The 23,501-nt window shown below is 60.6% G+C and carries 20 protein-coding genes and 1 pseudogene; 13 read left to right on the forward strand and 8 right to left on the reverse strand.

What is annotated here, in order from left to right:
• Window positions 1-25: 25 nt before the first annotated feature.
• Entirely contained in the window at window positions 26-844 is an 819-nt protein-coding gene (locus NDJ10_RS04990) for a helix-turn-helix transcriptional regulator (protein WP_296160071.1), read from the reverse strand.
• A 101-nt stretch (window positions 845-945) separates the two neighbouring features.
• On the opposite strand from NDJ10_RS04990, the gene NDJ10_RS04995 reads away from it, so the two are divergent.
• On the forward strand, window positions 946-1,878 hold the full coding sequence (locus NDJ10_RS04995) for a DMT family transporter (RefSeq protein WP_296160072.1): 933 nt from the start codon (window positions 946-948) through the stop codon (window positions 1,876-1,878).
• Here NDJ10_RS04995 and NDJ10_RS05000 read toward each other — a convergent pair.
• A complete protein-coding gene (locus NDJ10_RS05000; protein WP_296160073.1) occupies window positions 1,859-2,137 on the reverse strand; it encodes a zf-TFIIB domain-containing protein in 279 nt (92 codons plus the stop codon). The genes NDJ10_RS04995 and NDJ10_RS05000 overlap by 20 nt on opposite strands.
• A 97-nt stretch (window positions 2,138-2,234) precedes the next feature.
• On the opposite strand from NDJ10_RS05000, the gene NDJ10_RS05005 reads away from it, so the two are divergent.
• Window positions 2,235-3,119 carry a LysR family transcriptional regulator gene (locus NDJ10_RS05005; protein ID WP_296160074.1) on the forward strand — a complete coding sequence of 295 codons (885 nt, stop codon included), beginning with the start codon at window positions 2,235-2,237 and terminating at the stop codon, window positions 3,117-3,119.
• A gap of 12 nt (window positions 3,120-3,131) precedes the next feature.
• On the opposite strand, the gene NDJ10_RS05010 is transcribed toward NDJ10_RS05005, so the two are convergent.
• A complete protein-coding gene (locus tag NDJ10_RS05010) occupies window positions 3,132-4,091 on the reverse strand; it encodes a TerC family protein (protein WP_296160075.1) in 960 nt (319 codons plus the stop codon).
• Between the two features lie 285 nt (window positions 4,092-4,376).
• Between NDJ10_RS05010 and NDJ10_RS05015 the strand changes: the two genes are divergently transcribed.
• From NDJ10_RS05015 to metW, 4 genes are all read left to right on the forward strand, one after another.
• Complete coding sequence (locus tag NDJ10_RS05015) at window positions 4,377-5,081, forward strand: glutathione S-transferase N-terminal domain-containing protein (protein ID WP_296160077.1); 705 nt, start codon at window positions 4,377-4,379, stop codon at window positions 5,079-5,081.
• A gap of 137 nt (window positions 5,082-5,218) precedes the next feature.
• Entirely contained in the window at window positions 5,219-6,514 is a 1,296-nt protein-coding gene (locus NDJ10_RS05020) for an acetyl-CoA hydrolase/transferase C-terminal domain-containing protein (protein ID WP_296160078.1), read from the forward strand.
• Between the two features lie 57 nt (window positions 6,515-6,571).
• Complete coding sequence (locus NDJ10_RS05025; protein ID WP_296160079.1) at window positions 6,572-7,720, forward strand: homoserine O-acetyltransferase; 1,149 nt, start codon at window positions 6,572-6,574, stop codon at window positions 7,718-7,720.
• Window positions 7,717-8,310: a methionine biosynthesis protein MetW gene (gene metW, locus NDJ10_RS05030; protein WP_296160080.1), complete on the forward strand. Its 594-nt coding sequence runs from the start codon at window positions 7,717-7,719 to the stop codon at window positions 8,308-8,310. The genes NDJ10_RS05025 and metW overlap by 4 nt, the downstream gene beginning before the upstream one ends.
• Here metW and NDJ10_RS05035 read toward each other — a convergent pair.
• Window positions 8,307-9,053, reverse strand: a complete 747-nt coding sequence (locus tag NDJ10_RS05035) for a 16S rRNA (uracil(1498)-N(3))-methyltransferase (protein ID WP_296160124.1) — start codon at window positions 9,051-9,053, stop codon at window positions 8,307-8,309. The two genes, metW and NDJ10_RS05035, sit on opposite strands and share 4 nt — an antisense overlap.
• Before the next feature lie 49 nt (window positions 9,054-9,102).
• Between NDJ10_RS05035 and NDJ10_RS05040 the strand changes: the two genes are divergently transcribed.
• From NDJ10_RS05040 to NDJ10_RS05055, 4 genes are all read left to right on the forward strand, one after another.
• Entirely contained in the window at window positions 9,103-10,809 is a 1,707-nt protein-coding gene (locus NDJ10_RS05040) for a sensor histidine kinase (RefSeq protein WP_296160081.1), read from the forward strand.
• Window positions 10,803-11,519, forward strand: a complete 717-nt coding sequence (gene btsR / locus NDJ10_RS05045; RefSeq protein WP_296160082.1) for a two-component system response regulator BtsR — start codon at window positions 10,803-10,805, stop codon at window positions 11,517-11,519. Before NDJ10_RS05040 ends, btsR begins: the two co-directional genes overlap by 7 nt.
• A gap of 202 nt (window positions 11,520-11,721) precedes the next feature.
• Window positions 11,722-13,782, forward strand: coding sequence for a carbon starvation CstA family protein (locus tag NDJ10_RS05050; RefSeq protein WP_296160084.1), 2,061 nt, complete (start codon window positions 11,722-11,724; stop codon window positions 13,780-13,782).
• The gene (locus NDJ10_RS05055) at window positions 13,775-13,984 is read left to right on the forward strand and encodes a YbdD/YjiX family protein (protein ID WP_296160085.1); all 210 of its coding nucleotides are present in this window, start codon (window positions 13,775-13,777) and stop codon (window positions 13,982-13,984) included. Before NDJ10_RS05050 ends, NDJ10_RS05055 begins: the two co-directional genes overlap by 8 nt.
• Before the next feature lie 152 nt (window positions 13,985-14,136).
• Here the strand turns inward: NDJ10_RS05055 and NDJ10_RS05060 are convergent, their stop codons facing one another.
• The gene (locus NDJ10_RS05060) at window positions 14,137-15,216 is read right to left on the reverse strand and encodes a phosphotransferase (protein WP_296160086.1); all 1,080 of its coding nucleotides are present in this window, start codon (window positions 15,214-15,216) and stop codon (window positions 14,137-14,139) included.
• An 86-nt stretch (window positions 15,217-15,302) separates the two neighbouring features.
• Between NDJ10_RS05060 and NDJ10_RS05065 the strand changes: the two genes are divergently transcribed.
• From NDJ10_RS05065 to rsmA, 3 genes are read left to right on the forward strand one after another with little or no spacing between them, the layout of a single operon-like run.
• Window positions 15,303-17,678: an LPS-assembly protein LptD gene (locus NDJ10_RS05065; protein ID WP_296160087.1), complete on the forward strand. Its 2,376-nt coding sequence runs from the start codon at window positions 15,303-15,305 to the stop codon at window positions 17,676-17,678.
• 6 nt (window positions 17,679-17,684) lie between these two features.
• Entirely contained in the window at window positions 17,685-19,037 is a 1,353-nt protein-coding gene (locus NDJ10_RS05070) for a peptidylprolyl isomerase (RefSeq protein WP_296160088.1), read from the forward strand.
• A gap of 10 nt (window positions 19,038-19,047) precedes the next feature.
• Complete coding sequence (rsmA, locus tag NDJ10_RS05075) at window positions 19,048-19,854, forward strand: 16S rRNA (adenine(1518)-N(6)/adenine(1519)-N(6))-dimethyltransferase RsmA (protein WP_296160125.1); 807 nt, start codon at window positions 19,048-19,050, stop codon at window positions 19,852-19,854.
• A gap of 170 nt (window positions 19,855-20,024) precedes the next feature.
• Here rsmA and NDJ10_RS05080 read toward each other — a convergent pair.
• The 3 genes and pseudogenes from NDJ10_RS05080 to NDJ10_RS05090 form a co-directional block, all read right to left on the reverse strand.
• A pseudogene (locus NDJ10_RS05080) lies at window positions 20,025-20,465 on the reverse strand (barstar family protein); the annotation flags it as partial.
• Window positions 20,466-20,507: 42 nt separating this feature from the next.
• The gene (locus NDJ10_RS05085) at window positions 20,508-20,900 is read right to left on the reverse strand and encodes a ribonuclease domain-containing protein (RefSeq protein ID WP_296160127.1); all 393 of its coding nucleotides are present in this window, start codon (window positions 20,898-20,900) and stop codon (window positions 20,508-20,510) included.
• A gap of 174 nt (window positions 20,901-21,074) precedes the next feature.
• A complete protein-coding gene (locus tag NDJ10_RS05090; RefSeq protein WP_296160090.1) occupies window positions 21,075-23,387 on the reverse strand; it encodes an NADP-dependent malic enzyme in 2,313 nt (770 codons plus the stop codon).
• Window positions 23,388-23,501: the final 114 nt, after the last annotated feature.

Raw genomic sequence — 23,501 nt, forward strand, 5'->3', positions numbered from 1 at the left:
TTTTGCATAGCGGACTGACCTTGGCTCACTGCCTTCGCCAGGAGGGCGTCGTTCGGCCCGCGCTGCCCTTGCGAAACTCGTCGGGCGTCGCGCCGGCCAAGCGCTTGAACATGGTGATGAACGCCGAGGCGCTGCCATAACCCAGGTCCAGTGCAATGGTTTCCACCGTTTGCCCGCTCTCCAGCAGCGCCATGGCCCTGACCACGCGCAGCCGCTGGCGCCACTGCGCCAGACTCAGACCCAGGTCGCGCTGGCAGCGGCGCATCAGGGTGCGCTCGGTGGTGTTGACCTGCGCCGCGAGTTCGGCCACCGAGCGGTTGTCACCAGGGTTGGCCTGCAGCAGGCGCAGCACGGCACCCAGGGCCGGGTCTTCGGAGGTGGGCAGGTAACTGCCGGCACGTGGCGCGGCAATGAGCTGGTCCAGCAGCACGCGCAGCAGACGGGCTTCGGCGGGCGTATCTGTCAGGTGGGCAGGCTGTGCGCGCAAGTGGTCCAGCAGCGCCCGCACCAGTGGACTGACGGTGAGTGCGCAGGTCTCCGCGGGCAGCGCAGCGCTCAGGGCGGCGGAAATGTAGAGCGAGGCATGGTGGGCCGCCTGCCGGTTCAGTCCCACATGCGCCTGGTCCGGCGGCAACCAGACACCATACTGCGGCGGGGCCAGGTAGTGCTGGTCGGCCACCTTGACCTCCATGACGCCGCTGAACGAGTAGACAAACTCCCCCCAGGCGTGCTGGTGCAGCGGGTAAATGCCTTCAGCGGGCTCGTAAGCACTGCGGAACATGATGGGGGCCGGCAGGTCGGGGCTGGCCAGGGGAATGTCGAGCTTGGGACGGAGGATGCGCATGTTTTGTCGGTTACGGCCTATGTCTTGTCTGTTTTTCACTATATCAATAAAAGTCGTCAACCCAATAATGCAGCCTCCGCGCCAACTTCCATGCCGTACCGATGAACACCCGCCAAGCCCTCGACAGTCATGCCATCACCCTCATGGTGGTGTTGTGCGCCACCTGGGGTCTGCAGCAGGTGGTGCTGAAGGCCACCGCAGCCGATATTGCACCCGTCATGCAAATTGCGCTGCGCTCGGGCGTGGCTGCCGCTCTGGTGGGGCTGCTCATGTGGTGGCGCAAGGAGCCCATGCGCCTGGGCGACGGCACGCTGCGCCCTGGTGTGGTGGTGGGGCTGCTTTTTGGATTGGAGTTTTTGCTGGTGGCTGAAGGACTGCGCCACAGCAGCGCCTCCCACATCCTGGTGTTTTTGTACACCGCACCCATCTTTGCCGCGCTCGGCCTGCACTGGAAACTGCCCGCAGAGCGACTGGGTGCGGTGCAGTGGCTGGGCATTGTGTTGGCTTTTGGCGGCATCGCCTATGCCTTTCTGGGACGCAGCACGATGGCCGGTGCATTGCCTGACAACGCGCTGTGGGGTGACTTTCTGGGCCTGCTGGGCGGCGTGGCCTGGGCGGCCACCACCGTGGTGGTGCGCTGCTCCAGCTTGTCCAGGGCGCCGGCGACGCAGACCCTGCTGTACCAGTTGATCGGCGCCTTTGTGTTGCTGCTGGCGGGCGCCTTCCTGACCGGCCAGGCGCGCATCAACCTCACGCCACACATCTGGGCCAGCCTGGCGTTTCACTCGGTGGTGGTGTCGTTTGCCAGCTATCTGGCCTGGTTCTGGCTATTGCGCCATTACCTGGCGTCACCGCTGGGTGTGTTCTCATTCCTCACGCCCCTGTTTGGCATTGTCTTTGGCGCCTGGCTGCTGTCGGAACCGATCGAGGCGAGCTTTTTGCTGGGCGCCATTCCGGTGCTGATCGGGATTGTGCTGGTGAGCGGCGGCGGCTGGCTGTTGCGGTATCAAGGCTTCAATCAAAAATATCGCTGAGCCACGATTTTTTACGGCTGTATTGGTAGCGCCGCCCGTCGCGATCGTCGGAGTCTTCAAAATCAGGCTGGTGCCGACCTCGCGACACCGGCGCAAGGACGGGTGCGGTGGGTGCCATGGCAATGGCCGCCCGATCCAGCAGTTTGTCAAGTTCACCCCGGTCAAGCCAAACGCCGCGGCAGGCCGGGCAATAGTCAATTTCAACACCCTGGCGATCAGTCATCACCAGGGTTGCGTCGGGGCATACAGGGCATTTCATGTTTTCTCCAATGGGTGAAGCAAGGCCCAACGATAGGGTACAAATCTATTCTTAAAAAGCAGATAATTTCTTATCCATAGTCCCTGAAAACCTAATCATGAGTACGCCCTTCAATTACAAGCATCTGTATTATTTTTGGGTGGTCGCCAAAGAAGGCGGCATCTCGCGGGCCGCAGAAAAACTGGACATGGCCGTCCAAACCGTGAGCGCACAGGTGCGAGAACTGGAGCGATCCCTGGGTTACGCGCTGCTCAAACCTGCCGGGCGCGGGCTGGTGCTGACCGACGCAGGACAAGCCGCCATGCAGCAGGCCGACCAGATTTTTCAACTGGGTGAGAACTTGCCTGCGCGGGTGCGCGATGCCGCCAGCACGCCGACCATTCGCCTGGCCATAGGCATTTGTGACGGACTACCCAAACTCGTGGTGCGGCGGCTGTTGCAGCCTGTCATTGCTGAGCCGAACTTGCGCTTGCTGTGCCATGAGGGCGAGTTTGACGATTTGCTGGGTGACCTGGCCTTGCACCGGCTGGACGTCGTGCTGTCAGACCGCCCTGCGCCACTCAACCCCAACATCAAACTCTACAGCCACGCCATGGGGTCGTCCACGATTGCCTGGTACGGCACAGCGACGATGACCCGCGCTGCAAGCCAAAACTTTCCGGCAAGCCTGGCCGACGTGCCCATGCTGCTGCCCACGGCGCACACCGCCGTGCGCGCCCGCCTGGACCACTGGTTTGAGCAACGCGCGATTCGGCCACGCGTCGTCGGCGAGTTTGCCGACAGCGCCTTGCTTAAGACCTTTGGCGCCAGCGGCATGGGCGTGTTCCCGGCGGCCGAGTGGGCGCATGAAGACCTGTTAGCCCATTACGCGGTGCAGCGTTTGGGCTCTTGTGAGGGGGTTACCGAGCACTTTTTTGCCATTGGCACCGAAAAAAAAGTACAGCACCCGCTGGTGCAGCGCTTGTTGCAACCGGCGCTTTAGTCAGCGGGCGGGTCAGGTCTTCGCTTCGGGCTTGGCCGTGCGCACGCTCAGCAGCATGGTCAGAGCCAGGATGCCCACCACCACAGCCAGAGAGAACAGCACCGGAATTTTGTAGACGTCAATCAAACACATCTTGGTGCCAATGAACACCAGAATCACCGCCAGTCCGTAGTTGAGCAAGTGGAACTTGTTGGCCACCGCCGCCAGCAAAAAGTACATGGCGCGCAAGCCCAGAATGGCAAACACATTGCTGGTCAACACGATGAAGGGGTCGCTGGTGATGGCAAAAATGGCGGGGATGGAATCCACCGCAAAGATCACGTCGGTAAGCGCAATCAGGCAGATCACCATGAACAACGGTGTGGCGATTTTTTTGCCGTTTTCCATCGTCCAGAAGTTTTCACCGTCGTAGTTTTTGCTCACTGGCAGCACGCGGCGCAGCAACTTCAAAGCCGGGTTGTCGTTCAGGTCAGGTTCCTTGCCTGCGGCCCACCACATTTTCACCCCGGTCAGGATCAGGAAGGCACCGAACACATACAAGATCCAGTGAAATTCGGCCAGCAGCCACCCACCCACCAGGATCATGACCGTGCGCAACACAATCGCGCCGATGATGCCAATCATCAGCACCCGCTTCTGATAGTGCGTGGGCACGGCAAAGTAAGTGAAAATCATCAGGAAAACGAAGATGTTGTCCACCGCCAATGACTTTTCAATCAGATATCCGGTCAGGAATTCCAGCGACTTGGTGTTGGCCATCTCACTTGACCCGGTGCTGTCTTTCACTGCCCACCAAAACAGGCCGTTGAACAGAAAGCTGAGCGCAATCCAGACCACGGACCAGTTCAGCGCCTCTTTGACACCAATGTCATGTGAGCCCTGTTTTTTGAGCACGACGAAGTCGATGAACAGCGACACCAGCACGATAGCGCCGAAGGTGGCCCAGAGCCACAGGGGTGCAATAGTTTGCATAGAAACCTCACAAGTTGGAAATCAGCAGACCTCCACGGTTGCTGTTCTTGTACGACGGACCAAAGCGCCAGCGCCCAAGTGTTGCCAAAGTTTAGCGAGGAATACCCATGCTTAATCTGAAAAAACATTCATTAAGGTTCGTAAAAACAGGAACATTAAAATCAATTTTTCTGTTTTCCAAAGCTCGCGGAGCCAGCGGCATCAAGCCATCACAATATGGGTGTATCGGACATCACCCGACTGGATCAGCTGTGACAATGCGGGTGAATGAACCAAGGAGTCACCATGCCTGACCTTACCCACTTCACCATCACCCGCAAATGGCCCGCCCAACACCCGGATCGGCTGCAGCTTTACTCGCTGCCCACACCCAATGGCGTCAAGGTGTCGATCATGCTGGAAGAGCTGGGCCTGCCGTATGAGGCGCACCTGGTCAACTTTGAGACCAGTGACCAGTTGTCGCCCGAATTCATCGCCACCTTTCCGAACAACAAGATCCCCGCCATCCTCGACCCCAACGGTCCCGGCGGCCAGCCACTGGCGCTGTTCGAGTCCGGCGCCATTCTGCTGTACCTGGCTGAAAAAACCGGCCAATTTATCCCGGCCGATGCGGCGGCCAGGTATGAGACGATCCAATGGCTGATGTTCCAGATGGGCGGTATTGGCCCGATGTTTGGGCAAGTGGGATTCTTTACAATTTTTGCCGGCAGGGACTTCGAGGACAAACGCCCACGCGACCGCTATGTGGCCGAGTCCAGACGCCTGTTGGGCGTACTCAACCAGCGCCTGGAAACCCGCGCCTGGGTCATGGGTGACGCCTACACCATTGCCGACATCGCCATCTTCCCCTGGGTACGCAATTTGATCGAGCGCTACCACGCGGGCGACCTGGTGGGCATGCAGGACTTTGCCCATGTGACGCGGGCGCTGGCAGCCTTTGTGACGCGGCCTGCCGTGCAGCGCGGGTTGACGGTGCCGCAGCGCAGCTGAGTCGATCCGGGCGCTGGGTCGGTCGAAATTTATGGGGTTAGTTGATGCTTGTCAGGATGGTGTCCAGCTGTGGACCTACCATGTCTGGCAGCGGGCCCAACCGCTGTTTCCCCCACCTCATTCCACCGGCCAGACTTATGTCATTTCAAACCTTGTACCAAAGCAAACGCGTCACCCCCGAAGAAGCCCTGGACCAGTTGCGCAACGGCGACTTCATCGTCGTGCCCACCGGCGTGGGCGAGCCACCGACGCTGCTGACCGCACTCTCGGAACAGCGCCGACGCTTCAATGATGTCAAGGTGGCGCAGATCCTGGCGGTGCGCAAATTTGCTTACTTCGACCCCGAGACTGCGCACCATGTGCGCCACATGGCCTTCTTCTTTGGTGGTGCCTCGCGCACCGGCGGGAAAGACGGGTCGGTTGATTTCATTCCCTGCAGTTTTTCCGACATCCCGGTCATGATCCAGCGGGGCCAGATCCCGGCTGACGTTGTTTTTTCCATGGCCTCGCCCATGGATGAAAAAGGTTTTTTCTCGCTCAGCCTGGGGCCGGACTACACCATGGCGGCTGTGGCCAGGGCACGTGCCATCGTGCTGGAAGTCAACCCCAACGTGCCGTTTGCTTACGGCAATTGCCTTGTGCACGTTTCACAGGTGAGTGCCCTGGTGGAAACAGATGAACCGGTTCAGGAAGTCGGCCTGCCAAAAATTGGCCCGGTGCAGCAAGCCATTGGCAAATATGTGGCCGACATGATCGATGACGGCTCGACCCTGCAGATTGGTTATGGCGGCATTCCCGACGCGGTGGTGATGCAGCTGGCCAGCAAGCACGACCTGGGCATCCACACCGAGATGATCGGCGACGGCATTCTGACCCTGATCGAGAGCGGCGCCGTGACCAACCGCAAAAAGAACTACCTGCCCGGGAAAATGGTGGCCACGTTCGCGCTGGGCTCAAAAAAGCTGTACCAGTTCATGGAACGCAACCCGGCGCTGGAAATGCATCCCGCCGACTTCACCAACGACCCCTACCTGGCCGCGCAAAACGACAAGCTGGTGTCGATCAATGCCACTTTGCAGATCGATTTGCTGGGCCAGTGCGGCTCGGAAAGCCTGGGCCCCTTGCCCTACTCGGGCAGCGGTGGCCAGGTGGACTTTGTGCGCGCCGCCAACCGCTCGCAGGGCGGCAAGTCATTCATCGTGCTGCCAGCAACCGCCAAGGACGACACTTTGACACGCATCGTGCCCACCCTGACACCGGGCACCCATGTCACCACCAGTAAAAACGACGTCAATTACGTGGTGACCGAATTCGGCGTGGCCCAATTGCGCGGCAAATCAGCCAAACAGCGCGCCCAGGAAATGATCGCCATTGCGCACCCGGATTTCCGTGCCGAGCTCACCGAGGGCGCGCGCCGGCTGAACCTGCTGTGACGGTGCGTGCGGGGATGACGGGCGCTTTATACTCAAAGCGAGTCCTACCCCGTACCTATGAACGTCACACCCCAGTCCATGCATTTTGCCGCCGCCTTGCCTTTGCAAAGCGGCGCTTCCATTCGGGAATACGACCTCAGCTTTGAGACCTACGGCACGCTCAACGCCGACAAATCCAACGCGGTGCTGATCTGCCACGCCCTGAACGCCTCGCACCATGTGGCCGGCACCTACGCGGGGCAGGACAAATCTGAAGGCTGGTGGCACAACATGATCGGGCCGGGCAAGCCGCTCGATACCGAGCATTTTTTTGTCATCGGCGTCAACAACCTGGGCTCGTGTTTTGGCTCGACCGGCCCGATGCACACCCACCCCGACACCGGTCGCATTTATGGCGCCGACTTTCCGGTGGTCACGGTCGAGGACTGGGTCAACGCCCAGGCCCGGCTGCTCGACGCGCTGGGCATCCAGACGCTGGCCGCCGTGATGGGTGGCAGCCTGGGCGGCATGCAGGCGCTGAGCTGGGCGCTGCAGTACCCGGACCGGGTTCGTCACGCGGTGGTGATTGCCAGCGCGCCCAACCTGACGGCAGAAAACATTGCCTTCAACGAAGTGGCCCGGCGCGCCATTCAGACCGACCCCGATTTTCATGGCGGCCATTTTTATGCGCATGGCACGGTGCCCAAACGCGGCCTGCGCATTGCCCGCATGATTGGCCACATCACCTACCTCAGCGACGACGTGATGAACGAGAAGTTTGGCCGCCAACTCATCGCCAGCAGCCAAAGCGAGCAGGACCGCAACTTTTTCTACAGCACACTGGAAGCCGAGTTCCAGATCGAAAGCTATCTGCGTTACCAGGGCGACAAGTTTGCCGAATACTTTGACGCCAACACCTACCTGCTGATCACCCGCGCGCTCGACTACTTTGACCCGGCGCGCCAGTTTGAGGGCAACTTGAGCCAGGCGCTGGCGCGCGCCACCTCCAAATTCCTGCTGGTGAGCTTCACCACCGACTGGCGCTTTGCCCCCAAACGCAGCCGCGAAATCGTCAAGGCGCTGCTCGACAACAAGCGCGACGTCAGTTACGCCGAAATCAACGCGCCGCACGGGCATGATGCCTTTTTGCTCGACGATGCCCGCTACATGGGCGTCATCCGTTCTTATTTCAGCAACGTGGTCAAACCAGCCGGGGAGGCCGCATGAGCGCCAGTGCCAAGGTCAACACCACCCAGCTGGCCATTGCCGAGCTGGTGCCACCAGGCTCGCGCGTGCTCGACCTGGGCTGCGGCAACGGGGCCATGCTGGCGCACCTGACCCAGGCGCGCGGCTGCAGCGGCTACGGCATCGAGATCGACGACGCCAACGTGCAAGCCTGTGTCAAGCGCGGCGTCAACGTGATCCAGCTCAATCTGGACGAAGGCTTGTCCACCTTTGCCGACGCCAGCTTTGATGTGGTGCTGCAAATCGACACCCTGCAACACCTGCGCAACGCCGAAGTGATGTTGCTCGAGACCGTGCGCGTGGGGCGCCTGGGCATCGTGGCCTTCCCCAATTTTGCCCACTGGCCCAATCGCCTGAGCGTGCTCACCGGACGCATGCCGGTAACCAAGCGCCTGCCTTACCAGTGGTTTGACACCCCCAATATCCGCGTCGGCACCCACGCCGACCTGGGTGTGCTGGCCAGCCGCAACCGGCTGCTGGTGCAGGACAGCTTTGGCCTGCAGGACGGCAAGGTGGTGCGCCTGCTGCCGAACTTGCTGGCCGGCACCTCGGTGTACACGCTGTCGCGTTAAATCAGCAAGGCCGCCAGCGCCGCCAGAGCGGCGGTTTCCGAACGCAGTACACGCGGCCCCAGCGTCACCGGGGCAAAATCCAGGGCCAGCGCCGCGTCTTCTTCGGCCGTGCTCAAGCCGCCTTCGGGGCCGGACAAAAAAGTGATGCCTGTTGCCGTGGCATGGGTCGCTTCGCGCAACCCCAATGACTCGGGTCGCAAGGACAGCAACAAACGCTGTGGCTGCGCAGGGTTCAGCGGGGTTTGTGCCTTGAGCCACTGCGCCAGCGGCAGCACCGCATGCACGCGCGGCACCCGGTTGCCGCCGCACTGCTCGCAGGCCGCCACCGCCACACTTTGCCAATGCGCCTGTTTCTTGTCGGCACGCTCGCCGGACAGACGCAACACGCTGCGCTCGGTCATCAGCGGCTGGATGCTGGCCACGCCCAGCTCAGCGGCTTTTTCCACCAGCCAGTCCATGCGCTCGTTGGCCGGCATGCCCACTGCCAGATGCACCTGCAGCGCGGCTTCGCGCTCCACCGCGGTGTGCGCAGCCACCTGCACCTGCACATGGCTGCGCCCCATCTGGGTGACGGTGGCTGCATATTCGCCACCGCTGATGCCAGGCACATCCGGCCCGCCATTGAACAGCGTGATGGCATCACCGGGCTGCAGACGCAGCACCTGCACATGGCGTGCCGCGCTGGCGGGCAGGTCCAGCAGGTCGCCGCTGGCTAAGGGAGTGGGGCAGTAAAAGCGCGGCATGAGGGACTGGATAATAGCGCCTTCACTCACACCATCCAGACCCAAGACCATGCTGGCAGAGATCAACCACATCGCGCTCGTTGGCGACCTGCTGCAGCAGATGTGCGTCTATCTGGTGGTGGCCTACCTGCTCACCAAAACGCCCCTGTTCTCCCCCTTGATGCAGGTCACCGTGCGCCTGCCCGACCGGCTGGTGTGCTACGTGGTTTTTTCTGGCTTCTGCATCATGGGTACCTACCTCGGATTCCAGGTTGACGACGCCATTGCCAACACCCGGGCCATTGGTGCCGTGCTGGGCGGCATGCTGGGCGGCCCGCTGGTGGGGCTGGCCGTAGGCCTGACCGGTGGCCTGCATCGCTACTCGCTGGGGGGCTTTTCGGCAACGGCCTGTGCCGTCTCCACGGTGACCGAAGGACTCATTGGCGGCTTTCTGCATTTCTATTTGTTGCGCCGTCACAAGGCCCACCTGGTGCTCAATCCGGCGATTGCCTTTGGCACCACGCTGGTTGCCGAGTTGTGCCAGATGAGCATCATTTTGCTGCTGGCCAAACCGGCTGAACAAGCCGCCCATCTGGTGGCCCAGATTACCTTGCCCATGGTGCTCACCAATTCGTTTGGCGCAGCCCTGTTCATGCGCCTGATTCTGGATCGCAAGGAAACCCTGGAAAAGTACTCGATTGCCTTTTCTGCCAAAGCGCTGCGCATTGCCGAGCGCTCCGTCGGCGTCCTGGTGCAGGGCTTCAACGAACACAATTGCGCGCGCATGGCCGGCATTATTCGCGAAGAAACCGGGGTTGGCGCCGTGGCCATCACCAATACCGAGAAGGTATTGGGTTTTGTCGGCGTGGGCGCGGACCACCACCTGCCCGGCATGCCGATCTCTTCGGCGCACACCTTGCAGGCCATCCGCCACAACGAAGTGGTTTATGCCGATGGCGCGGCCGTGCCCTATTGTTGCTCGGTGACCAGGGACTGCAAGCTCGGGTCATGCCTGGTGATTCCGCTGCGGGGTACCGAGAACCGGGTGATTGGCACCATCAAACTGTACGAGCCCAAAACCAAATTTTTCTCATCGCTCAACCGCACACTGGGCGAAGGCATTGCCCGGCTGCTGTCCAACCAGTTGCTGTCGGGCCGCATCGAGGAGCAAAAGCAGTTGCTCGCGCAGGCCGAAATCAAGCTGCTGCAAGCCCAAATCAACCCACATTTTCTGTTCAATGCGCTCAATACCCTGGCCGCCGTGATCCGGCGTGATCCAGAGTCGGCGCGGCGGCTGGTGCAATACCTGTCGACTTTTTTTCGCAAGAGTCTCAAGCGCACCGGCAACGATGCCACGCTCAAGGATGAAATCGAACATGTGGATGCCTACCTGCGCATCGAGCTGGCCCGCTTTGCCGACCGGCTCAACGTGCGCTTTGATGTGCCCGACGATCTGCTGGGGCTGCGGCTGCCAGCCTTCTCGCTGCAGCCGATTGTGGAAAACGCGATCAAGCACGGCATCTCCCAGATGCTGGAGCCCGGTACCCTTGTCATCAGCGCCCGGCGTGCCGGGGCGGTATTGACCGTGGTGGTCGAAGACAGCGCCGGCTTGTATCAGACCAAGCCCGGCAGCGACGGCCTGGGCATGAACCTGGTGGACCGGCGCATCAAGCTGCGTTGCGGCCCGGACTTTGGTCTTGATGTCACCTGCCAAGCCGATGACTGGACCCGGGTGGCCATCCGCCTGCCGATTGAAGACGAACGCGTGCCATGCTGACCGCTTTGATCATTGACGATGAAGCACCCTCACGCGACGAACTGAAGGCGCTGCTGACCGCCCACCCCGACATAGAAGTGCTGGGTGAATGCAGCAACGCACTGGAAGGCATTGCGGCCATTCACCGCTTGCGCCCCGACGTGGTGTTTCTGGACATCCAGATGCCGCGCGTGAGTGGCCTGGAAATGGTGGGCATGATCGAGGTCGCCGCCTTGCCACACATCGTGTTCGTGACCGCGTTTGATGAACACGCGCTGAAAGCTTTTGAAGAGCATGCCGCCGACTACCTGCTCAAACCGATCGACCCGCAACGTCTTGCCAAAACCCTGGATTGGCTGCGTGCAGGCGCCCGGCCATCGCAGCCGGCACATGCGCCCTTGATTCCGGCGCTGCGGCATATTCCCTGCATGGGACTGAACCGCATCTTTTTGCTGGCGCTCGACGAGGTTGAATTTGTTCACACCGACCTCACCGGCGTGCATGTGGTGGCCGACAAGCGTCAGGGCATCACCGAACTGACCCTGAAAATACTGCAGGAACGCACGCCGCTGATGCGCTGCCACAGGCAATATCTGGTCAACATCAACCACGTTGCCGAGATCACATTGATGGACAACGGGAGCGCGGAAATCATCACCCGCAGCGACCGGCGCCTGCCAGTGAGCCGGCGTTACCTGCGCGAACTGAAAGACCAGTTGCTCATCGGCTGAGGTTTTGGCACACCGCTGGGCCGCGCGCACGCGCCACTCAATCCTGCTGGCAACCACTGGCCAGATAGCGCACAAAAAAGCCGCCAATGCCGCTACATTTCCGGCCCACTGACCGGAGAAGCTGACGCCTTGCGCGGCACAGCGCCACCTGGATCAGCAAGTTCTGACATTTTCAGGGCATCAACCAACACCAGGAGAAGACATGCATCTTGTTTCCAAGCACGCCCTGTGGGCGCTTTTAACGGTGATCGGGGTATTTTCCCTGGGCACCGTGGCGCTGTCGCGGGGTGAGACCATCAATTCGTTGTGGATCATCACCGCGGCGATATCCATTTACCTGGTCGCCTACCGTTACTACAGTCTGTACATCGCCGACAAGGTCATGCAGATCGACCCCAGCCGCGCCACCCCGGCGGTGCGCCACAACGACGGGCTGGATTTTGTGCCGACCAACAAATATGTCCTGTTTGGCCACCACTTCGCGGCCATTGCAGGCGCCGGCCCACTGGTGGGCCCGGTGCTGGCGGCGCAAATGGGTTACCTGCCCGGCACGCTGTGGATCATCGTTGGCGTGGTGCTGGCCGGTGCGGTGCAGGACTTCATGGTGCTGTTTGTCTCGACCCGACGCGACGGGCGCTCACTGGGCGACCTGGTCAAGTCCGAACTGGGCCTGGTGCCCGGCATGATTGCCCTGATCGGCACGTTTGTCATCATGGTGATCATCCTGGCCGTGCTGGCCTTGATCGTGGTCAAGGCGCTGGCTGCCAGCCCATGGGGTACCTTTACCGTGGCTGCCACCATTGTGATTGCCTTGTTCATGGGGGTTTACAGCCGTTATCTGCGCCCCGGGCGCATCGGCGAAGTCTCCGTCATTGGCCTGGTGTTGTTGATTGCCTCGATCGTGGCAGGCGGCCAGGTGGCCGAAAGCGCGGTACTGGGCCCAATGTTCACCTTTGATGCCAAACAATTGACCTGGATGCTGATCATCTATGGCTTCATCGCCTCGGTGCTGCCGGTCTGGCTGTTGCTGGCGCCGCGTGACTACTTGTCCACCTTCCTGAAGATCGGCACCATTGCCGGTCTGGCATTGGCCATGGTATTTGTGGCGCCCAACCTGCGCATGCCTGCCGTGACCCAGTTCATCGATGGCACCGGCCCGGCCTGGTCTGGCAGCCTGTTCCCGTTCATCTTCATCACCATTGCCTGCGGTGCCGTGTCCGGCTTCCACGCCCTGATTTCGTCGGGCACCACGCCCAAGCTGCTCGACAGCGAAGGCAATGCCCGCATGATCGGCTACGGCGGCATGCTGATGGAATCGTTCGTGGCCATCATGGCCATGGTGACCGCCTCGGTGATCGATCCGGGCGTGTATTTCGCCATGAACAGCCCGGCGGCCATCATCGGCAGCAATGTCGACAGCGCCGCCCAGGTCATTTCGCAATGGGGTTTCATCATCACGCCCGACGTGCTGTTGCAGACCGCCAAGGACGTCGGTGAAAACACCATCCTGTCACGCGCGGGCGGTGCACCGACGCTGGCAGTGGGCATGGCCCAGATCTTTTCGCAGATCATGGGCGGCCAGGCCATGATGGCCTTCTGGTACCACTTTGCCATCCTGTTCGAGGCATTGTTCATCCTGACCGCCTGCGATGCCGGCACCCGCGCAGGCCGCTTCATGCTGCAGGACCTGCTGGGCAGCTTCATCCCAGCCCTCAAGAAGACCGACTCCTGGATTGCCAGCCTGACTGCCACTGCCCTGTGTGTGGCCGCCTGGGGTTACATTTTGTACCAGGGCGTGGTCGATCCGCTGGGCGGCATCAACAGCCTGTGGCCGCTATTTGGCATTTCCAATCAGATGCTGGCCGGTGTCGCACTGATGCTGTGCACGGTGGTGCTGTTCAAGATGAAGCGCCAGAAATTTGCCTGGGTGACGATTCTGCCGGCCTCCTGGCTGCTGATCTGCACGCTGGTCGCCGGCTGGGAAAAGGTATTTGACGCCAACCCCAAGATCGGCTTTCTCGCGCTGGCCAACAAGTTCCAGGCAGCGATCGACCAGGGCACGGTGCTGGCACCAGCCAAGAGCATGGCCCAGATGCAACAGATCGTGTACAACAACCAACTCGATGCTGCGTTGGCGCTGTTTTTCATGTTTGTGGTGGTCAGCATGCTGTACTACACCGTCATCGCCTGCGTAAAGGCCTTGCGCACCGACAGGCAAACCAGTTGCGAGACACCGTACCAGGCGATCCCGGTCAATGGCTAGCCTGTTTTTCAACGACCTGTCCACGGTAGGCAAGTACCTGGGGCAGGCCGCCCGGCAGATGGTGGGCGTACCCGATTACGCCACCTACGTCAGACACCGGCGCATCACCCATCCGGGCGAGCCGATCATGACCGAGCTGGAGTTTTTCAGGAACCGCCAGGAAGCCCGCTACGGCTCCGGCCGCTCGGGTGGCTGTTGCTGAGGCGGCCTGGTAGTTTCAAGTCGTAGCGCAGAGACTAGACCGTCTCGGCGCTGCCCGCCAAATCGCCTGCGATCAGTCTGAACTGCTCCAGCGCCGCTTCCAGGTCATCCACAATTTCTTGCGCAATCACGTCGGGCGGTGGCAACGGCTTTTTATTGCCGCCCAAAGCCAAAAACGGCGGGCTCCTCAATGCCTTCTATTTTTTCCACCAGACGCAGCAACGGTTTGAGCTCGCGGTAGCGGGCACAGGTGGTGCGGATGTAAGTGATGAAGCGCGGCGTGTCGGCCAGGTACTGGGGCTTGCCGTCGCGCAGCGTGAGACGGGCAAAAATGCCGGCCACCTTGAGGTGACGCTGCAGGCCCATCCACTCCACGCTGCGGTAAAACTCGCCAAAGTCGTCGCCCACGGGCAAACCGGCCTTGCGCGCTTTTTCCCAGTAGCGGATAGTCACGTCCAGGCAAAAGTCTTCATCCCAACTCAGGAACGCGTCACGCATCAGGCTGGCAATGTCGTAGGTGATGGGGCCATAGACCGCATCCTGAAAGTCGAGCACGCCCAGGGCGTCGGGCCCGGACACCATCAGGTTGCGCGGCATGAAGTCGCGGTGCACAAAAACGCTGGGCCAACTCAGGTTCTGGCTGATGATTTGGTCGAAACTCTTGTCCAGCGTCTGGCGCATGGCGTCGTCCAGCACGACGCCCTTGTGCCGGCTGATGTACCAGTCGGGAAACAGCGCCAGCTCGCGACGTAAAAGCGCTTCGTCGTAAGGTGGCAGCACATCGGGTTGGGAGCTGAGTTGCCAGGTAATGAGCGCGTCCACTGCCTGCAGGTAGCGCGGCAGGTTGGCGCCGGGGTCGTCGCGGTTGATCACCTGCATCATGGTCTGCGCGCCCAGGTCGGTCAGCAGCATGAAGCCCAGCGGCTCGTCCCAGGCCAGCACCTGCGGTGCGTGCACACCGGCGGCCTGCATCAGCGCCGCCACCTTGACAAAAGGCGCGCTGTTTTCTTTGTCGGGGGGGGCATCCATGATGATGCAGCTGCCATCCGGGGCATCAATGCGGAAATAACGCCGGAAACTGGCATCGGCCGAGGCCAGCCGCAGACTCTCCATCTGCAAGCCGTGCTGGGCGGCGGTGGCGCTCAGCCAGCAGGAAAACTGCTCCGCGCGGGTGGGATCGTTCCAGACAATGGCTGGCTGTGTGGGGACTTGGGGGGTAGTGGCGTGGCTCATGGATAATCCATTCTACAAATCTGTCCAGCCATCTACCGCGCCTACTTCATGCCCGTTACCGTTTTCGAACCCTGCGCGTTTTCCAAATGCGTCGCCTGATGCGCGACACGCCTGCCTTTCGGCTGCGTGGCCGCGCGCGCCCGCTGCGCCTGAGCGTGTTGGCCACGCTGCTGCAGTCAGCTCTGGTGAGTGCGCAGCAGGCCGCTGATGCGCCTTTGCTTCTGCAAACCAGCCCCTTGTTGCAAGAGCAGATTGCACCCGGGGTGCGCGGCAGTTTGCCGAGCTTTGTTTCGGGCCAGCACATCACGGGGCGACCGGACCTGGAGACGGTGGTCGAAGGCGAGGCCATGCTGCGCCGCGGCGACATGGTGATCAAGGCAGACCAGCTGGAGTACGACCAGCCCACCGATTTGGCCAAGGCCCGGGGGCATGTGCTGATCAACCGCGCGGGCAACGTCTATGAAGGCCCCTTGCTGGAGTTGCGGGTGGATGCCTTTGAAGGTTTTTTCAACGAACCCAGCTACCATTTTTTAAGCAACCAGGCCCATGGCCAGGCGGACCGGGTGGATTTTCTGGACGAGCAGCGGGCGGTGATCCACAACGCCACCTTTACCACCTGCCGCCGCTTGCCGGGCCCCAGCTGGATGCCGGACTGGATTCTGAAGGCCAGCACCATTACCCTGGACAACGACGAAGACGTGGGCACCGCCACCGGGGCCTTGCTCAGCTTCAAGGGGATGCCGCTGCTGCCGGTGCCCTACATCAGCTTTCCGCTGAGCGAGCAGCGCAAGTCGGGCATGTTGCCACCCACGATAGGGCTGGACAACGTCAATGGATCCGAGGTTTCAGTGCCCTACTACTGGAACATCGCGCCCAACCGCGACGCCACCATCACCCCCACCCTGATGAGCAAGCGCGGCGTCAATATCGGCACCGAATTCCGTTATCTGGAGCCAAGTTACAAGGGCGAAGTGCAGCTTGACTGGATGCCTTCCGACCAATTGCGTGACGCCAACCGCTGGGGCCTGAACCTGAACCACCAGGCCCACATCGACAGTGCCTGGACCAACAACGGCGCCGCCTTGAACCTGAGTCTGAACCGGGTCAGCGATGACAACTATTGGCGTGATTTCAGCCTCGCCAACAACTCCCTGACGCAACGCCTGCTGGCCAATGATGCCACCTTGTCCTGGAGTCAGGGCGCCTGGTCCAACAGTGTGCGCACGCTCAAGTGGCAAACCCTGCAGGATGTCACGGCACCGATCATCCCGCCCTACGACCGGCTGCCGCAGCTCAGTACCAGCTACGCCAGTCACCAGGTGACGGGTTTCAACTATGCATTCAACGCCGACTACACCCGTTTCCAATCCGACGCCACGCGCACCGGACAGGCCAACGGCCAGCGCAGCTTTGCCTTGTTGCAGGCCAGCTACCCGATGACCGCCCCGGCCGGATTTTTAACGCCCAAAGTGCAATTGCACGCCAGCCAGTACCAGTTTGAAACACCCCTGAGCAATGGCGAGACATCCGCCAGCCGTGTGCTGCCCACCTTCAGCCTCGACAGTGGCCTGGTGTTTGAGCGCGACACCCAATTGTTTGGCCGCAACCTGCGCCAGACCCTGGAGCCTCGGGCGTTTTATGTCTACACGCCCTACCGTGATCAGAGCCTGTTGCCCAATTACGATTCGGGCGCCAACGACTTTAACCTGGCCACCATCTACACGGAAAACGCCTACGTCGGCAATGACCGCATCTCTGACAGCAATTTGCTGACGCTCGGCGTGACCACCCGCTTTCTGGATCCTGCCACCGGTGCTGAAACAGCCCGCCTGGGGGTGGCGCAGCGCTTGCGCTTCTCGGACCAGAATGTGACCTTGCCCGGCGAGTTACCCGCAGACGGCCGTGTCAGCGACCTGCTGCTGGGCGGTTCCATCAACTGGGACCCACGCTGGAGCGTTGACAGCACGATCCAGTTCAACCCATCCACCGACCAGTCGGTACGCGCCACGCTGGGCGCACGTTACAACCCCGGTCCCTACCGCACCCTCACGGCGGCCTATCGTTACCAGCGCGATTCAAGTGAGCAAGTTGATTTTGGCTGGCAATGGCCACTGAACGATCTCTGGGGTGACAAGGGCCAGAGTCTGACTGCGGGTCAGGGTCAGGGCCAAGGCCGCTGGTATAGCGTGGGGCGCATGAACTACAGCATGAACGAGCGCAAGCTGGTCAACGCGCTGTTGGGTTTTGAGTACGATGCGGATTGCTGGCTGGGTCGCATTGTGCTGGAGCGCCTGCAAACCAGTAACCAGACCGCCACCCAGCGCATCATGTTCCAGCTGGAGTTTGTCGGATTCACCCGGCTCGGTGTGAATCCGATCAAGTCACTCAAGGACAATATCCCCGGCTACCAGATGCTGCGTGAACCCGGCAGCCAGCCCAGCCGTTTCAGCAATTACGATTGAACCATCATGACTGTCCGCCTTAAACTTTTATCTGCTGCTGTGGCCGCCTGTTTGCTTGGTGCACAGGCGCAGGCCCAGGGTTTGCGCCTGGCGCCCGCAACTGGCGCCAGCAGTCCGGCCAACAGCGCCACCACCTCTGACTTTATCGTGGCAGTCGTTAACTCCGAGCCGCTCACCAATACCGAGGTTCAGCGCGAAGTTCTGCGCGTACAGCAACAGTTTGCGTTACAACGCCGTCCTGCGCCCAATCTTCAACGGCTGAACGCCGAGTTGGTGGAGCAGTTGATCAACCAAAAAGTACTGCTTCAGTACGCGCGCGACACCGGCCTCAAGGTCGAAGACTTGGCCATTGACCAGTCCGAACAATCGATCGCCGCCCAAAATCAGCTGACGGTTGCCGAGCTGCGTCAGCGGGTGACAGCCGATGGTTTGACGGTGGCCCAGTTCCGGGCCCAACTGCGCGATCAAATTTTGCTGCAGCGCTTGCGCGAGCGAGATCTGACGCCACGGGTGCGGGTGTCCGAATCCGAGATCGATGCCTATCTGCAGGCGCAAAAAAACACGCAGGACCCGAGCCAAATGGAAATCAATCTGGCGCAAGTTCTGATTGCCGTTCCTGAGACGGCCAGTGCCGAGCAGGTGCAAGTCTTGCAGGCGCAGGCGAGCAAAGTGCTGGCGCGAGCACGCGCCGGCGAGGACTTTGCCAGCCTGGTGCGTGACTTCTCTGCCCCCTCGGCGCAGCCCAACGGGGGTCAGCTGGGTTTGCGCAGCGCTGACCGTTACCCGACCTCATTCGTTGAAGCCACGAAACTGTTGGCGCCCGGCGAGGTGGCCGACCTGGTTCGCTCACCGGCTGGTTTTCATATTTTGAAAGTGGTGGCAAAAACCAGTGCGGGTTTGCCCGCCATGACAATGACGCAAAGTCGTGCCCGCCATATTTTGCTGCGACCCTCGGCAGAGCTCAACGAAACCCAGGCCCGTGCCCGCCTGCTCGATTTCAAAAAACAGCTGCAAGCAGGACAGGCGGATTTTGCGACGCTGGCACGTGAATATTCACAGGACGGCAGTGCAGCGCAAGGCGGCGACCTGGGCTGGGCCAGCCCTGGCATGTTTGTGCCCGAATTTGAAAACGCCTTGAACCAATTGGCGCCGGGCGAAATCAGCGCACCCCTGCTGTCACGTTTCGGCATGCACCTGATTCAATTGCAGGAGCGACGTCAAGCCAAACTGAGCGAAGCCGAACAACGCAGGGCGGTCAGTGCACTGCTGCGTGAGAAAAAATTCGAAGAAGCGGCACAAACCTGGACCCAGGAGTTGCGTGGCCGGGCCTATGTTGAGCTGCGCCAGCCGCCACAGTGACGCTGACCAGATGAAGCACGGCAAACACATTCCGCGCAAACGTTTTGGCCAGCATTTCCTGGCTGACGGCGGCATCATCGAGGCCATTGTGCAAGCGATTGACCCGCAGCCGGGTCAGGCCATGGTTGAAATTGGCCCGGGACTGGCGGCACTCACCCAGCCGCTGGTCGAGCGCTTGGGCGCCTTGACCGTCATCGAACTGGACCGCGATCTGGCACAACGTCTGCGCAGCCACGGCCAGTTGCAGGTTATTGAGTCCGATGTGCTGAAAGTGGATTTTGCCCAGTTGGCCCAGGCGCAGGCAGCACCTCGACTACGCGTGGTAGGCAACCTGCCCTACAACATCTCCACACCCATCCTGTTTCATTTGTTGCAGTATGTGGACGTCATCGAAGACCAGCACTTCATGCTGCAAAAAGAAGTCATTGATCGCATGGTGGCCCAACCTTCAACGGCTGCCTATGGACGCTTGAGCGTGATGTTGCAGTGGCGTTACGCCATGGAAAACGTGCTGTTTGTGCCGCCCGAAAGTTTTGATCCGCCGCCACGCGTGGACAGCGCCGTGGTGCGCATGGTGCCTCGGACCGATGCGGTCGCGCTGAACGAGCAGGCGTTAAGTGAACTGGTGCAAGTGGCCTTTAGCCAGCGGCGCAAATTGCTGCGCCACACGCTGGGCGCGTGGTTGCAGAGGAAAGATTTTGCCGGGGAATTTGATGTGCAGCGGCGTGCCGAAGAGGTACCGGTGGACGAGTACCTGCGACTGGCGCTGGCGCTGGCCAGCGCGCAGGCATCAGATCATCAGGCGGTCGTCCAGTAACCCGCGTTGAACGGGCTGCTCATGCGCAGCGCTTGCGGCGAAATATCGAGCAGCTTGTCGGTGGGCATTCTTTCGCCGTTTTCAGCGAGCAGTTCAATGCCCGATGTCGGTGGGTTGCTGGAAAACTGGGCGTGTTCACCCTTGCTGGCGTGCGCAGCACGGGCCACCGAAAAAGAATAGAAGCAGCGGAAAGGGATCTTGCGGTCACCCCAGTAGTCGGCGGTGTCACGGAAAATGTCGAGCAACTGTTCACGCGCTTCCTTGTCAAACTTGGCGTGCGCCGGGATGTGCTCCAGCACCACAATAAAGCCGGGTTGCGGGCCCGACTTGTGTACCGGATCGGTCATGCTGTCGTAGAGGGAGTCAAAGTTTTTACCGACAGCCACCGTCAACATGAATTGCTGGCCAATCAGGTCAAGCACGTCCTGTTTACTCTGGGCGTTGGCAATGTTGGCGTACAAAAAGTGCTGACCCATGGCCTGCGCCGCTTCCTGCAGGTCCTGCACCCGGAAAGCCCGGATCGACTGCACGATGTTGGGGCGAACACCCTTCAAAATCGTCTCGGAGACGGTCTTGAGTTGAGACTCGGCAATGGTTTGGCTAGGTGACATTTTCAATTCTCTTTTCACAATTTATAAACTGACAATTCAAGTTCAGGGCGCAATCCGTCGAAAACTGGCGTAGTGATCTGCCGTGAAATAACAAACCTCTGGCATTTCGACTTGACCGCCACACACAATCCGTTTGACACCCCGATGTGTCAGACCAGGTGTCGGGACGGTATATTCGCGGTAAAAACCACGTTTCTGGGCGGGCAGCAAACGCTCCCGGTTACCAAAAACAGAACCATCCTTTTCACTGACAAACGGACCTCCCTGATGGATGCGTCTGTAAATTTCGGCGCCAGGACTCGGCAACTCAGCCAGGCTGATCGTGCTTTGCAAACCCACTGGCGGGGGCGCTTTGGCCTGCAACCCACCAACAAGCAAGGCCGCGGCAAGCGTTAAGCCAGTCAGCACCAACTTAAAACGGTTCAACGACGACATTGCCTCAATTTCCAATAAAAAATTCGGGTAAACCCGAACATTTGAGGCTCTAGTGTCGCTGATTTGACAAAAAATTGCAAGCCATTGCCCATTTCATGGGCAATTCAGGTCAGGGAAATAAGGGCCAGGCGCTGGCTGGCCTGGCCTTTTTGAGCAAGCCAGTCGCCAGAGTTGCTAGCGGATGGCGTTGGCGTCGGCGACCGTCAGGGCGGTCATGTTGACAATGCGGCGCACCGTGGTGCTGGCCGTCAGGATATGCACCGGCTTGGCCGCGCCCAGCAGCACCGGGCCCACCGCGATGTTGCCACCCGCCGCCGTTTTGAGCAGGTTGTAGGCGATGTTGGCGGCATCAATATTGGGCAGCACCAGCAAATTGGCATCACCGTGCAAGGTGCTGTTGGGCATCAGGTTGGCACGCGCTGCGCCATCCAGCGCAACATCACCATGCATTTCACCATCCACATCAAGCCATGGCGCCTGCGCGCGCAACAGCGCCAGCGTGTCGCGCATTTTGACGGCGCTGGGCTGGTTACTGCTGCCAAAGCTCGAATGCGACAGCAACGCGGCTTTGGGTGGAATACCAAAGCGCAACATTTCTTCGGCAGCCAGCAAGGTGATTTCTGCCAGCTGCTCGGCGGTGGGATCGTAGTTGACATGGGTGTCGACCAAAAACACCTGCCGACCCGGCAACATCAGGCCATTCATGCAGGCGTAGGTGTTGACGCCCGGGCGCCGACCCACCACCTGATCAAGGTATTGCAAGTGCACAGAGGTGGTGCCCCAGGTGCCGCAAATCAAGCCATCGACATAGCCCTTGTGCAGCAGCATGCTGCCAATCAGCGTCAGGCGCCGGCGCATTTCAATCTTGGCCATTTGCACCGTGTTGCCTTTGCGCTCGGTCATGCGGTGGTAGGTTTGCCAGAAATCACGGTAGCGGTCGTCAAGCTCGACGTTGACCACGTCGTAATCGACCCCTTCCTTGAGCCGCAGGCCGAACTTCTCGATGCGCTCGGCAATCACTTTGGGGCGGCCAATCAGGGTCGGCATGGCCAGGCCTTCGTCAACCACAATTTGCGCGGCGCGCAGCACGCGCTCTTCTTCGCCCTCGGCAAATGCCACGCGTTTTTTGAGCGATTTTTTGGCCGCGGTAAAGATCGGCTTCATCACCGTGCCCGAGGCATAGACAAAGCTTTGCAGTTTTTCCCGGTAGGCGTCCATGTCGGTGATGGGGCGCAGCGCCACGCCACTGTCAAAAGCAGCCTGCGCCACCGCGGGCGCCACCTTCATCATCAGGCGCGGGTCAAACGGCTTGGGAATCAGGTACTCGCGGCCAAAGGCCAGTGGCTCGCCAGCGTAAGCAGCGGCCACCACTTCGCTCTGCTCGGCCTGGGCCAGTTCGGCGATGGCATGCACAGCCGCCATTTCCATCTCGACCGTGATGGTCGAAGCACCGGCATCCAGCGCACCGCGAAAGATGTACGGAAAACACAGGATGTTGTTGATCTGGTTCGGGTAGTCCGAGCGCCCGGTGCCAATGATGGCATCGTCACGGACGGTCTTGACCTCCTCGGGCGTGATCTCGGGCGTGGGGTTGGCCAGCGCAAAAATGATCGGATTGGCGGCCATGCGCTTGACCATTTCGGCCTTGAGCACCCCCCCCGCCGACAGGCCCAAAAACACGTCGGCGTTGTCGATCACTTCGCCCAGCTTGCGGGCATCCGTCTTTTGCGCATAAATGGCTTTGTCCGGGTCCATCAACTCGACCCGGCCTTCGTACACCACACCAGCGAGGTCGGTGACCCAGACGTTTTCGCGTGGAATGCCCAGCTTGACCAGCAAGCCGACGCAGGCCAGCGCCGCAGCCCCGGCGCCCGAAGTGACCAGTTTCACGTCTTTAGGCTCTTTGCCAGCCACTTTCAGGCCGTTCAGAATGGCCGCACCCACCGTGATGGCCGTGCCGTGCTGGTCGTCATGAAAGACCGGAATCTTCATGCGCTCGCGCAATTTGCGCTCGACATAAAAGCAGTCGGGCGCCTTGATGTCTTCGAGGTTGATGCCGCCAAAGGTCGGCTCCAGCGAGGCAATGATGTCCACCAGCTTGTCGAGGTCCTGCTTCTCGTCAATCTCGATGTCAAAGACATCAATCCCGGCGAATTTCTTGAACAGCACGGCCTTGCCCTCCATCACCGGCTTGCCCGCCAGCGGCCCGATATCACCCAGGCCTAGCACCGCCGTGCCGTTGGTCACCACGCCCACCAGATTGCCACGACTGGTGTACTTGTAGACATTGTTGGGGTCCTTGACGATTTCCTCGCAGGGCGTGGCCACGCCAGGTGAATAGGCCAGCGCCAGGTCGTGCTGATTGACCAATTGCTTGGTCGCTGCAATGGCAATCTTGCCCGGGATCGGATACTGGTGGTACTCCAGGGCGGCACGGCGCAATTCGGCGCGTTTGTCTTCGGGAGTCGCGGGGGCGGCTTGCGTCATGGGGTCTCCTGCTTATCTGAACCGTCTCATCAGAGCCGGCACGTGTGTTTGCTCAAGGGAGAAATTGTATGCCTTGACGTTGCCGCACCCGCTACAGCGTTGCGCCCCAGGCAG

Source organism: Rhodoferax sp., from assembly GCF_023700745.1.
In the GTDB taxonomy this organism is placed as follows: domain Bacteria; phylum Pseudomonadota; class Gammaproteobacteria; order Burkholderiales; family Burkholderiaceae_C; genus Rhodoferax.

Excerpts from the sequence above, each read along its gene's own strand:
- NDJ10_RS04990 (WP_296160071.1), bottom strand. The coding sequence starts at position 844 with ATGCGCATCCTCCGTCCCAAGCTCGACATTCCCCTGGCCAGCCCCGAC.
- NDJ10_RS04995 (WP_296160072.1), top strand. The coding sequence starts at position 946 with ATGAACACCCGCCAAGCCCTCGACAGTCATGCCATCACCCTCATGGTG.
- NDJ10_RS05000 (WP_296160073.1), bottom strand. The coding sequence starts at position 2,137 with ATGAAATGCCCTGTATGCCCCGACGCAACCCTGGTGATGACTGATCGC.
- NDJ10_RS05005 (WP_296160074.1), top strand. The coding sequence starts at position 2,235 with ATGAGTACGCCCTTCAATTACAAGCATCTGTATTATTTTTGGGTGGTC.
- NDJ10_RS05010 (WP_296160075.1), bottom strand. The coding sequence starts at position 4,091 with ATGCAAACTATTGCACCCCTGTGGCTCTGGGCCACCTTCGGCGCTATC.
- NDJ10_RS05015 (WP_296160077.1), top strand. The coding sequence starts at position 4,377 with ATGCCTGACCTTACCCACTTCACCATCACCCGCAAATGGCCCGCCCAA.
- NDJ10_RS05020 (WP_296160078.1), top strand. The coding sequence starts at position 5,219 with ATGTCATTTCAAACCTTGTACCAAAGCAAACGCGTCACCCCCGAAGAA.
- NDJ10_RS05025 (WP_296160079.1), top strand. The coding sequence starts at position 6,572 with ATGAACGTCACACCCCAGTCCATGCATTTTGCCGCCGCCTTGCCTTTG.
- metW (WP_296160080.1), top strand. The coding sequence starts at position 7,717 with ATGAGCGCCAGTGCCAAGGTCAACACCACCCAGCTGGCCATTGCCGAG.
- NDJ10_RS05035 (WP_296160124.1), bottom strand. The coding sequence starts at position 9,053 with ATGCCGCGCTTTTACTGCCCCACTCCCTTAGCCAGCGGCGACCTGCTG.
- NDJ10_RS05040 (WP_296160081.1), top strand. The coding sequence starts at position 9,103 with ATGCTGGCAGAGATCAACCACATCGCGCTCGTTGGCGACCTGCTGCAG.
- btsR (WP_296160082.1), top strand. The coding sequence starts at position 10,803 with ATGCTGACCGCTTTGATCATTGACGATGAAGCACCCTCACGCGACGAA.
- NDJ10_RS05050 (WP_296160084.1), top strand. The coding sequence starts at position 11,722 with ATGCATCTTGTTTCCAAGCACGCCCTGTGGGCGCTTTTAACGGTGATC.
- NDJ10_RS05055 (WP_296160085.1), top strand. The coding sequence starts at position 13,775 with ATGGCTAGCCTGTTTTTCAACGACCTGTCCACGGTAGGCAAGTACCTG.
- NDJ10_RS05060 (WP_296160086.1), bottom strand. The coding sequence starts at position 15,216 with ATGAGCCACGCCACTACCCCCCAAGTCCCCACACAGCCAGCCATTGTC.
- NDJ10_RS05065 (WP_296160087.1), top strand. The coding sequence starts at position 15,303 with ATGCGTCGCCTGATGCGCGACACGCCTGCCTTTCGGCTGCGTGGCCGC.
- NDJ10_RS05070 (WP_296160088.1), top strand. The coding sequence starts at position 17,685 with ATGACTGTCCGCCTTAAACTTTTATCTGCTGCTGTGGCCGCCTGTTTG.
- rsmA (WP_296160125.1), top strand. The coding sequence starts at position 19,048 with ATGAAGCACGGCAAACACATTCCGCGCAAACGTTTTGGCCAGCATTTC.
- NDJ10_RS05085 (WP_296160127.1), bottom strand. The coding sequence starts at position 20,900 with ATGTCGTCGTTGAACCGTTTTAAGTTGGTGCTGACTGGCTTAACGCTT.
- NDJ10_RS05090 (WP_296160090.1), bottom strand. The coding sequence starts at position 23,387 with ATGACGCAAGCCGCCCCCGCGACTCCCGAAGACAAACGCGCCGAATTG.